The organism is Pinirhizobacter sp. (genome assembly GCF_035317885.1).
Taxonomy (GTDB): domain Bacteria; phylum Pseudomonadota; class Gammaproteobacteria; order Xanthomonadales; family Rhodanobacteraceae; genus Pinirhizobacter.
Window position 1 is genome coordinate 1 of sequence record NZ_DATHFX010000024.1, and the last position, 10347, is coordinate 10347.

The following is a 10347-nucleotide window of genomic DNA, read 5'->3' on the forward strand; positions in this document are numbered from 1 at the left end:
GTCGCTGACGACCCGTTCCAGCTCATCGGCACGGCGCGCACCGAGAACCACCTTCGCCCCACGGCTAGCAAGCAGCAGCGATGCGGCGCGGCCGATTCCGCTGCTGGCGCCCGTGACTGCAACGACTTTCCCGGTAATACCCGTCATGTGTGTAGCCTCCGCTGGAGCAAAATTAGTAGGGATGAAGAAAAGATAGGGTGTTCTCGCTGGACGTTCTATAAGAAGGGGTCCAGACTTTATGCGATATCGTCCAAACTATTGAAATCGTCCTATGAGTGACCCGCTTTCCGATGTTCTGCTCTTGATGCAGGTCAGGAATGTGAAGTGCACGCGCCTGGAAGCGCAGGGCAGCTGGGGCCTTAGCTTTGCTGCCGCTTCCATGCTCAAGTTCGTCACCGTGCTGCGCGGCTCGTGCTGGATCACCGGCGTGAGTGACCTGCCTTGCCGATTGGACGAGGGCGACGCCTTCTTGTTGATCAACGCCTGTGGCTATGGCGTCAGTAGCGATCCCGATGTCGCCATGGCCGACGGCGATCGTCTTTTCCAGAGTGCCCAATCCAACGTCGTGCGCTTGGGAGGTTCTGAAACGGTCCTCATCGGAGGCAGCTTCATTGTCCAGGGCGATGACTTAAGTCCGTTATTGGATGTGCTTCCGTCTTTCTTCGCGATCCGAACGGACAATCCAGCGATCGCTGCGCTGAAATCAACGATCCTCATGCTGGACGCTGAAATGGACCGTGGCGACATCGGCGGCCCGCTGATGAAGCAGCACCTGGCGAACATGATGCTGATCCAGGCACTTCGGGCATTTTGTGCGACTGCGCATCCGGACGGCCTTAGCTGGATCAGTGCGCTTGGCGACAAACACATCGGCGCGGCGTTGACACTGATGCACACCGATCCCGGTTTTCACTGGACCGTTGCGGGCCTGGCGGGCGCGGTCGGCCTCTCTCGCTCAAGTTTCGCGGCGCGCTTCAAGGCCCGGGTCGGACTGGCGCCGTTGGAATATCTTCTTCGTTGGCGCATGCAGCGCGCACGCCACACACTCCGGACCGCGCCCGTGCCGATCAGCCGATTGGCGTCCGATCTTGGCTATTCCTCTGAAAGTGCGTTTAGCTTCGCGTTCAAGCGTGTGGTTGGCCAGGCGCCGAAGCAATATTCGACCACATGCTTGTCGGCTGCCAATGGGTCCGCGTCGTCTAACTGCCAGTAACCTTGCCCGTACATGACGGGGCAAACCTTAACCCGGGAAAAGCACGGGCCATGCCGACTTCAAAACGACGGCGATGACGAACAGCGTGACAGCCCAGAGAGCCTTTGTCTGGAATGATGCGATGGATTTCTCGAGCGTCGTGACGGTTGAGGCAAGGCGGTCGACGGACGTGCTCAGCACATCGATGCGAGCATTGTTTGCCGCCACTGCATCTCTCAGATTGCCAACCAAATCGTAGAGGCTGCGCACATCCGCTCGTATTTCAGCGATATCGCGCTGGACAAATTCCATCGCAGTTTCGAGCCGCGTGACACGCATATCGAGGTTGCTGATGCGAGCGTCGACGGTTGCCACCCAGGGTGCTGGCGACATTGGATTGACTTGCTGTAGAAGGGTGTTCTCGGACATGTGAACATGATGCCCGACGGCGCGAAGAGATCAACGCCAAAACCGTAGTACATGGCCGAAAAATGCGTAGGCGAACGTCGGCTACGAGATCGGGATGACTACTGGAATGGTGGCCGGGGACGGAATCGAACCGCCGACACGGGGATTTTCAATCCCCTGCTCTACCAACTGAGCTACCCGGCCATGGGTGCGCAACGAATGTTGCTGGGTGAGCCGCGTATTAAATCCGGTGAGCGGCCCGGCGTCAAGCCTTCAGGCTTCCGGCGGCACGTATCCGGCGGGTTGGGCGACATCGCCACCGAAGAAATACTTCTCCATTTCCGTAGCCAGGAAGCTGCGGGTTTTCGGGTCCAGCGGCGACAGGCGCATCTCGTTGATCAGCATCGTCTGGTGGGCCAGCCACTGGCCCCACGCTTCCTTGCTGACCTGGTGGTAGATGCGCTGGCCCAACTCACCCGGCCACGGGGCGAAATCAAGGCCGTCGGCGTCCTTGTCGAGCTTGATGCAGTGCACGGTGCGCGTCATGCGGGTATCTCCCAAAGCGGTGACAGCAGGGTGCGGACGGGTGCCGGCAGGCCAAGGGCCGCGGCATCACTGGGCGCACACCAGCGAAGCCGGTCATTGTCGGCGATGCCTGGGGTGGCTGTCGCGCGGTCAAACAGCACAGGGTGAACGTTGAGGCGGTAGTGGCTGAAGACGTGGGTAAATGGGACCAAGGCGCGGGACTCTGCCACGCGGGCAAGCGCGGTGGCGGTGACTGCCGCATGTTCGAAGTCGATGGCTTCAGGCAGGCTCCACAGGCCCGACCAAACGCCGGCGGCGCCACGCTTTTCCAGCAGGATGCGGCCGCGCGCGTCGCGCAGCACGATCATGGTGGTGGCACGGGTGGGTATGGCCTTGGCGGGCCTGGCCGCGGGTATCACGGTGGTCAGGTGGTCGCGGTGCGCGACGCAATCGCCCTGTAGCGGGCATGCCGCGCATAGTGGCCGTGCGCGTACGCACACCGTGGCACCGAGATCCATGATCGCCTGCGTGTAGTCGGCCAGCCGCGCGTTTGGCGTGTGCGATTCGGCCAGCAGCCACAGCTTCTTTTCCGTGGCGGTGTCGCCAGGAAACTCCACGATGCCGTGCAAGCGTGTAAGCACGCGCTTGACGTTGCCGTCCAGGATCGGAAAGCGCAGGCCATGCGCCTGGGCCAGGATCGCGCCGGCGGTGGAACGGCCGATGCCGGGCAGGGCGGCAAGCTCGGTGAAGCCGGTGGGTAGGTCGCCGCCGTGGTGCTCCACGCACAGCTTGGCCGCCGCGTGCAGGAAACGCGCGCGGCGGTAGTAGCCCAGTCCCGCCCATAGGGCCAGCACGGTGTCTTCGTCGGCCGCGGCAAGGCTGGGCAGGGTGGGCAGGCGATCGAGGAACCGCTGGAAATAACCGATGACCGTGGTGACCTGCGTCTGCTGCAGCATCACTTCGGATAACCACACGCGATACGCCGTGCGCGGGTGCTGCCAGGGAAGGCTCTTGCGTCCGTGGGTGTCGTACCAGGCCAGGAGTGGCGCGGCAACGTCGCTCATTTTGCCGGCGCCGTGGAGGCGGGTGCCGGCAGCGTGACATCCGGGCCGCTTCGCAGGTGCAAACCCTGGATTCTCACAGGGCCGGCGTCGATGCCGGCCATGTCCACTTTGCCATCGAACGAGGGCAGTGCCAGCGGACCGTTGCCTGCCATCGACGACCACCAGGCGGCCATCTTCAGCGGTGCGATGCGCACGTCGGCGTGGTCGGTGCCACCGTCGAGCTTTATCGCCAGTGTGAGTGGATCGCTCATGTTTGCCGGGCTCATCGCCACGCTCGCCTGGTAGGTCTCGCCGCTGCGGTTGACATCGCCGGCCACCGTGCCCGACACGTTGGCGGCGCCGCGCCAATGCGCGCTGCCCTTGAGGTTTGCCCGGACGTCGGTGCCGACGGTCGAGGAGACGGTGATGTCGTCGAGGTCCAGTACGCCGGCCGAAAGGCGCGGCGTGGTGCCAAGGTCGAGCGAGAGAGGTCGGCCCGAGGCATCCTTGCAGCGCAGCGTCAGATTGAACGGACGCCCGCTACGCAGTTCGCCGGTATCGAGGTCGACGTCGCCCAGCCATACGGCATTTCCCCGGATCACCGTGCCGTCCTTGATCGACAAGCCGGTATCGATCGTCGGCAGGAACGCGTGCGCGCCGCTGTTGCCCGGGGGCAGGGCGTCGATGGCTGCGGAGAGAGCGTCAAGGTCGACGCGCGGGTTGTCGAATTCGATGCGCGAGATCGCCGTGTCGCCGCGCAGCAGCGCCCGCCAGGGCAGGATGATGCGTCCGCGCGTAGCCAGCAGGATGCTGCCGCCGCCATCACCCCGGACGCTGATACCTTGCAGTTCGATGGCCGGGCGCGGCCATAACGAGGGCGACGCGGGCTGGCTGAGCGTGAGTTCCACGCCGAGCGCGCGGGCGCGCGAAGCCAGAAGCGAGGTGAAGCGCTCCGGTTGCAGCATGACGTAGACGGCAATGACCATGCCTGCCACCAGCAGCGCGAGCACCAGGCCCGACCAGGCCAGGCTCCGCCGCCAGCGACGGGTCGCCGTCACGACGCGCCGAGCGCGGCCGGAAGCAGGCCGTCGACGAAGGCCTCGGCATCGAACACGCGAAGGTCGGTGGCCTTCTCGCCCAACCCGATGTAACGGATGGGCAGGCCGAATTCCCGTGCCAGGGCAAATACCACGCCGCCCTTGGCGGTGCCGTCGAGCTTGGTCACCACCAGGCCCGTCACGCCGACGATGGCCAGGAACTGGCGCAGCTGGTTCATGGCGTTCTGGCCGGTCGTGCCGTCGATCACCATCAACACTTCGTGCGGGGCTTCGGCGTCGATCTTCTTCAGCACGCGGGCGATCTTGCCCAGCTCGTCCATCAGGCCGCCCTGCGTATGCAGGCGCCCGGCGGTATCGGCGATCAACACGTCCGTGCCGCGCGAACGCGCGGCTGTCAGTGCGTCGAAGATCACGCTGGCGGAGTCGGCATCCTGGCCCTGTGAAATCACCGGCACGTTGTTGCGCTCGCCCCAGGTCTTCAACTGCTGCACGGCGGCGGCGCGGAATGTGTCGCCGGCGGCCAGCACCACGTCGCGGTGTTCATCGCGATAGCGGCGCGCCAGCTTGCCGATGGTGGTGGTCTTGCCCACGCCGTTGATGCCGACGGTGAGGATCACGAATGGCTTGTGGGTGGAAACATCCAGGTGTTGCTCCACCGGGCGGAGCATATCCACCAGTGATTTACGCAGCGCCGCCAGCAGCGCGGCGGCGTCGGCGAATTCGCGCTTGTGCATGCGGCGTCGGAGGTCTTCCACCAGTTCCGTCGACGCCGACACGCCGACGTCGGAGGTGATCAGCGTGGTTTCCAGTTCGTCGAGCAGGTCGTCGTCGAGTTTCGGATGGCGGACGAATAGCGAACCCAGCCCCTTGGCGAAGCCGTTGCCGGCGAGCCGTTCGCGCCAGGAACGGACGACGACCGGTGCGGACTCTTCAATGACGGGCCTTTCCGGATCGGCCTGGCTGGGCGCCGGGAGTTCGGACAGGGCTTCAGCCAGGGTTTCCGAGGCGGTATCCACCGACGCGGCATCGGCAGCGGGGGCGTTCTCGCCCTCGGCGGGTTTTTTCTTCCAGAACTTGAGCATGGACCAGGGGATTGAAAGACAATACGCAGATGCTAGCACCGTCCTTCCCACCGCCCGCTGAGCGGGTTTCCCGTTGATGGCCGCCCCGCAGCCCGGCCGGGTGCGCATCATCGGCGGCAAGCTGCGTAATTCCCGCCTTGCGGTGCCCGCCGTGGACGGCCTGCGGCCCACGCCTGAGCGGGTCCGCGAAACCCTGTTCAACTGGCTCGCCCCGGTGATCGAGGGCGCCGATTGCCTGGATCTGTTCGCCGGCACCGGGGCCCTGGGGATCGAGGCGCTTTCGCGCGGGGCAGCCAGTGCGGTGCTGGTGGATGCCGACCGCCGAGCGGTGCAGGGGATCGAGGCCAACGTGGCGCGGCTCGAGGGGATCGAGGCCACTTCGGTCAACGCTTCATGGGAGACGTTCCTGGCCCGACCGCCCCGGCCCTTCGACCTGGTTTTCCTTGACCCGCCCTTCGCGCTGGACCTGTGGCAACGGGTGGGCGAGCGACTGGAAGCGGGGGGGTGGTTGCGAGCGCATGCGTGGATCTATGTCGAATCGGCCCGCGACAGCGTCTTCATCCCGCCGCCGGGCTGGCTGCTACATCGCGAGGGCACCGCGGGGGAAGTGGTCTTTGCCCTCTATCGCCGCCATCGGGTTGATCGGCTAAGCTAATCCGATGTCCGCGTCGACCCTGCCATGACCAACCCGCGCCTTGCCGTCTATCCCGGCACGTTCGACCCCATCACGAACGGCCACGCCGACCTCGTGGCCCGTGCCGCGCCGTTGTTCGACCGCGTGGTGGTGGCCGTGGCCGAAAGCCCGAACAAGGGGCCGGGTTTCAGCCTGTCCGAACGGATATCGCTGGCGCGATTGGCCCTGGCCGACCAGAAAAACGTGGAAGTGCGCGGCTTCGATTGCCTGCTGGCCCATTTCGTCGCCGAGATCGGCGCCGGGGTGATCCTGCGCGGCCTGCGTGCGGTGTCCGACTTCGAGTACGAATTCCAGCTGCGAGCATGAACCGCCACCTGATCCCGCACGCCGAAACGTTGTTCCTGACGCCGGCGGAGCAATACAGCTTCATTTCCTCCTCGCTGGTGCGCGAGATCGGCCGCCTCGGCGGCGACATCTCCGGCTTCGTGCATCCGGCAGTACAACAGGCGATGCGCCAGCGCTGGCGCGGCGCGTCGCCTGCTTCCAGCCAAGCCTGAAATATCCAAACCTGGGGTGACCACCATGCGTAAACTCATTTTTGCCGCTTCGATCGCCATGACGGTCATGGCCCTTAGCGCCTGCGGCAATTCCGGTGACGAGGATAAAGCCGCCGCACCCACCACGGCCGTGGCCCCGGTGGCCAAGCCGACCAATCCGGCCGACACCGCTGCCTGGGGCAAGTACCTGGGCACCATCGTCAAGGCGAACATGCAGGGCATGACCGCCGACCGCCCGTATCCCTACCTGGTACCGGCCGGTGACGACGACGCGGCCGTGGCCGGTCGCGAACGCCAGCTTGAGAACGTGCAGGGCACCACTGCCCGCGGCGTGCTGCCGGGTAATATGCTGGCCTTTGGCGGCCCGGACTCGACCAAGACCGCCGATCTTATCGTCGCGGCGTTCAAGGACACCCAGGCCGGCTCCTTCAAGAAGGTGATCGTCCTGTTCATCGGCGATGCCGCCGACAAGGACCGCGTGGGCGCCGTGGTCACGCCCACGGGCGCCGAGTACCGTTTCGTCCAGATGTAAACCCCTCGGGGCATGGGGCATGGGGGCCGGGGTACAATGGCCCCCATGTCACTGAAGATCCTCGATACCTGCGTCAACTGCGACGTCTGCGAGCCGGTTTGTCCGAACAAGGCCATTTCGCTGGGCGAGGAGTACTACGTCATCGACCCGGCCCTGTGCACCGAGTGCGTCGGGCACTACGACGTACCCCAGTGCATGGAGGTCTGTCCGGTCGAATGCATCGAGGTGGACCCTGCCCATGTCGAGGGCCAGGACGCACTGAAGCTCAAATACGAACACCTGATGGCGCGCGCGGGTTGACGTGCTGCGTCGCATCATGTCGTATTGACCTCTTTGGCCCGTTGGAGATCCGCGCATGACGCTTGCACCCGGCTGGCGCGTCGCCGCCGCTTCGTTCTTTCTCGTGGCGGCAGCTGCCCAGGCGGCGCCAGCGGAATTGGCCAAACGCCCGGGCCACGCAGCCATCGCCAGTGCCAATTTCATGGCCACCAACGCCGGTTTCGAAGTGCTGGGCAAGGGTGGCAACGCGTTCGATGCGGCCGTGGCCGTGGCGTCCACGCTTGCGGTGGTCGAGCCGCAGAGTTCAGGGATAGGCGGCGGATTCATGGCGCTGCTGCATCGGGCCAGCGATGCGAAGGACACCTTCCTCGACGCCCGTGAGGTTGCTCCCGGCGCGGTCGACACCAAGGTTTACGTCGACGCGCAGGGCAAGCCCAACCGCGATACCGCCGAGAACGGTCCGCTCGCCGCCGGTATCCCCGGTGAGCCGGCGGGGTTGGTGTACATGGCCGAGCATTACGGCAAGTTGCCGTTGAAGGTGTCACTGGCGCCGGCGATCCGCATTGCCCGCGACGGCTTCCAGCCAGATGAACGTTTCCTTGGTGCCATTGAAGAACGCAAGGATGTGCTGGCGCGTTATCCGGCCTCCGCGGCGTTGCTGCTGCCGGGCGGCGTGGTGCCGCAGAAGGGCTGGACGTTCAAACAGCCGGACCTTGCCGCGACCCTGGAGCGCCTGGCCGACAAGGGGGTGGAAGGTTTCTACGCGGGCGAGACGGCGAAGGAACTGGTGGCTTCGACGAAGGCGGCCGACGGTAACTGGACGCTTCAGGATCTTGCCTCCTACAAGGTGAAGGAGCGCAAGCCCATCAACGTGGATTATCGCGGCTTCAAGATCGTCACGGCGCCGCCGCCGTCGTCTGGTGGCGTGGCGATCGCCGAGATCCTCAATATCCTGGCCGGATACGACCTTGCCAGGATGGATGTGGTCCATCGCACGCACGTGATCCTGGAAGCCATGCGCCGCGCCTTCCGCGATCACAACGACTACCTGGGCGATCCGGACTTCGTGAAGATGCCGCTGGACATGCTGCTGTCGCCCTTTTATGCCGACGGCCTGCGCGCCACGATCCTTCCCGACAAGGCTACGCCTTCCTCGATGCTGCCCGCGGCGCTCGCCGCGGATCCCGGCATGCACACCACGCATTTCTCCATCATCGATGCCGACGGCAACATGGTGGCAAGCACGCTTACGGTGAACCTGGAATTCGGCTCGGCGTTCGTCGCCGGCAAGACGGGCGTGCTGCTGAACAACGAGATGGACGATTTTGCCCTGGTGCCGAACGAACCCAATGCGTTCGGCCTTCGTGGCAGCGTGGCCAATGCGCCCAAGGGTGGCAAGCGGATGCTTTCGTCGATGTCGCCAAGCTTCGTCATCGGTGCCGACCGCAGCGCGGTGATCGGCTCGCCGGGCGGCTCCACCATCATCACCCAGGTACTGGAAGGCATCCTTGCCTTCATCGACGGCAAGGATGCCCGCGGCATCGTGGCGCAGAAGCGCTTCCACCATCAGTACCTGCCCGACACCGTATCGGTGGAGGAAGGTACGTTCGACGCCGCCACCACCAAGGCGCTCAACGACATGGGCCACAATCTCAAGGTGCGCTCGTCGTGGGGCTTCATGAATGTGGTGACCTGGGACCGCAAGGCGAACAAGCTCGACGCCGCCAGCGACCCGCGCCGGCCTTCCGGGCTGGGTAAGGTGCAGTAAGGGCAGGCACGGATTAAAGAAATGTGCGGGACCGCCGATCACCTTGCCGATTACCACTCATAGCGACGTGATGAATTCCATCGGGCAAGGCACAACCATGAAACCGGCCAGGGGCGCATGAAGGCGGCCCTGCGCTGGCTGCAGCGCCTTACCCTCGTGCGGGTGGTCGGTGCCTTGCTGGTGCTGGCCGGGCTTGGCATCTCGGCGACAGCCGAGCGGTCGCTGATCGACTACCGCCAGGCGCTCGCCCAGCATACGGCCAGCAGCGTCCTTGACCTTGGTGCCGGTGGACGTCCGCAGGCGGGCCAGTACGGCGCCACCACGCGCGTGGCGGGCATGCCCAAGGTGGTCGAAGCGCCCCGCGACGAGGCTTTCGGCCAGCGCGCGGATTCACCGGTACTGGTGCGCCACGTGGAGATGTTCCAGTGGCGCGAGATCCGCGTGGGCTCGCTTGCCAGCTATGAGCTCGACTGGGTCGACCACCCGGTCAATGCCTCGGCCTTCGACCAGCCGCGCGGGCATGCCAACCCCGGCGCCTTCCCTGTGGAAGGAAAACAGTTCGACGCAGGCCAGGTGCTGCTGGGCAATTTCGTCCTGTCGTCGGCCATCCTGCATGCATTGCCTGGCTCGAACGCGCTTGCGCCGGACATGAAATCCCTGCCGGCGAACTTCGCCGCCACCTTCCAGTTGTATGACGGCGCGCTGGTCACCAGCGCCCGTCCGGGAAGCCCGCGGCTGGGTGACCTGAGGGTGTCATGGAGCACCGTGCCCCTGCAGGAAATCACCGTGCTGGCGCGCATCGACGGCGACGCCCTGGTGCCCTCCGCTCGCCCGGATGCGCCAAGCCCCGGCTTCGAAGTACAAGTGGGTGACCGCTCCCTGGTGGACGTGATCCCGGGTACGCCCGAGGAACCAGGCATGATCGGCGCCTGGCGCATGCTCGCCTTCGTGCTGGTGGCCCTTGGCGTTTTACTGCTGTCCCAGCGCCAGCGCATGCAGCACGACGTGTTGTTCGCCCTGGGCACGGCCGCCATCACCATCGGCGCGATCACCTGCGTGCTGTGGCTGGCGGTGAGCATCGGCCAGTCTGCCGCATGGTTGCTGCTATGCGCCGCGGGCGTTGCGCTGGCCAGCTGGCGGGTACACTGTCGGTCCGAAGGGGACTGACAGGAAACAAACCGATGCGGATTACCGGCTTGTACGCGGCTTTGCTCGCGCTATGGGTAATGGGCCTTATCGCGCGCGTTAGCTTCTTGCGCAACCGGCACA

General features: G+C 65.1%; 12 protein-coding genes, 1 tRNA gene and 1 pseudogene. 7 read left to right on the forward strand and 7 right to left on the reverse strand.

From position 1 onward, the window contains the following. On the reverse strand, positions 1–147 hold a 147-nt coding region (locus VK519_RS00685; RefSeq protein ID WP_324346711.1), incomplete at its 3' end, for an SDR family NAD(P)-dependent oxidoreductase. Between the two features lie 124 nt (positions 148–271). Here VK519_RS00685 and VK519_RS00690 point away from each other — a divergent pair. Further along, entirely contained in the window at positions 272–1213 is a 942-nt protein-coding gene (locus VK519_RS00690) for an AraC family transcriptional regulator (RefSeq protein ID WP_324346689.1), read from the forward strand. A 27-nt stretch (positions 1214–1240) separates the two neighbouring features. Here the strand turns inward: VK519_RS00690 and VK519_RS00695 are convergent, their stop codons facing one another. The 6 genes from VK519_RS00695 to ftsY all read right to left on the reverse strand — a co-directional run bounded on the left by VK519_RS00695 (position 1241) and on the right by ftsY (position 5308). Further along, on the reverse strand, positions 1241–1621 hold the full coding sequence (locus VK519_RS00695; RefSeq protein WP_324346691.1) for a hypothetical protein: 381 nt from the start codon (positions 1619–1621) through the stop codon (positions 1241–1243). Between the two features lie 107 nt (positions 1622–1728). Further along, positions 1729–1804: transfer RNA gene (locus VK519_RS00700), tRNA-Phe, on the reverse strand. Between the two features lie 69 nt (positions 1805–1873). Beyond that, the gene (locus VK519_RS00705; protein WP_324346693.1) at positions 1874–2146 is read right to left on the reverse strand and encodes an oxidative damage protection protein; all 273 of its coding nucleotides are present in this window, start codon (positions 2144–2146) and stop codon (positions 1874–1876) included. Continuing rightward, positions 2143–3189: an A/G-specific adenine glycosylase gene (gene mutY / locus VK519_RS00710; RefSeq protein WP_324346695.1), complete on the reverse strand. Its 1047-nt coding sequence runs from the start codon at positions 3187–3189 to the stop codon at positions 2143–2145. Before mutY ends, VK519_RS00705 begins: the two co-directional genes overlap by 4 nt. After that, entirely contained in the window at positions 3186–4226 is a 1041-nt protein-coding gene (locus VK519_RS00715; RefSeq protein WP_324346697.1) for an AsmA family protein, read from the reverse strand. Before VK519_RS00715 ends, mutY begins: the two co-directional genes overlap by 4 nt. After that, entirely contained in the window at positions 4223–5308 is a 1086-nt protein-coding gene (ftsY, locus tag VK519_RS00720; RefSeq protein WP_324346699.1) for a signal recognition particle-docking protein FtsY, read from the reverse strand. The genes VK519_RS00715 and ftsY overlap by 4 nt, the downstream gene beginning before the upstream one ends. Before the next feature lie 76 nt (positions 5309–5384). Here ftsY and rsmD point away from each other — a divergent pair, with 76 nt between their 5' ends. The 6 genes and pseudogenes from rsmD (at position 5385) to VK519_RS00750 (ending at position 10245) form a co-directional block, all read left to right on the forward strand. Continuing rightward, positions 5385–5963, forward strand: a complete 579-nt coding sequence (gene rsmD / locus VK519_RS00725; protein WP_324346701.1) for a 16S rRNA (guanine(966)-N(2))-methyltransferase RsmD — start codon at positions 5385–5387, stop codon at positions 5961–5963. Between the two features lie 24 nt (positions 5964–5987). Next, positions 5988–6499: pseudogene (gene coaD / locus VK519_RS00730) on the forward strand (pantetheine-phosphate adenylyltransferase). 25 nt (positions 6500–6524) lie between these two features. Continuing rightward, on the forward strand, positions 6525–7031 hold the full coding sequence (locus VK519_RS00735; protein WP_324346703.1) for a hypothetical protein: 507 nt from the start codon (positions 6525–6527) through the stop codon (positions 7029–7031). Between the two features lie 45 nt (positions 7032–7076). Further along, the gene (locus VK519_RS00740; RefSeq protein ID WP_324346705.1) at positions 7077–7331 is read left to right on the forward strand and encodes a YfhL family 4Fe-4S dicluster ferredoxin; all 255 of its coding nucleotides are present in this window, start codon (positions 7077–7079) and stop codon (positions 7329–7331) included. Between the two features lie 55 nt (positions 7332–7386). Continuing rightward, positions 7387–9078 carry a gamma-glutamyltransferase gene (ggt, locus tag VK519_RS00745; protein WP_324346707.1) on the forward strand — a complete coding sequence of 564 codons (1692 nt, stop codon included), beginning with the start codon at positions 7387–7389 and terminating at the stop codon, positions 9076–9078. A 117-nt stretch (positions 9079–9195) separates the two neighbouring features. After that, a complete protein-coding gene (locus VK519_RS00750) occupies positions 9196–10245 on the forward strand; it encodes a TMEM43 family protein (RefSeq protein WP_324346709.1) in 1050 nt (349 codons plus the stop codon). The last annotated feature ends 102 nt before the right edge of the window (positions 10246–10347 follow it).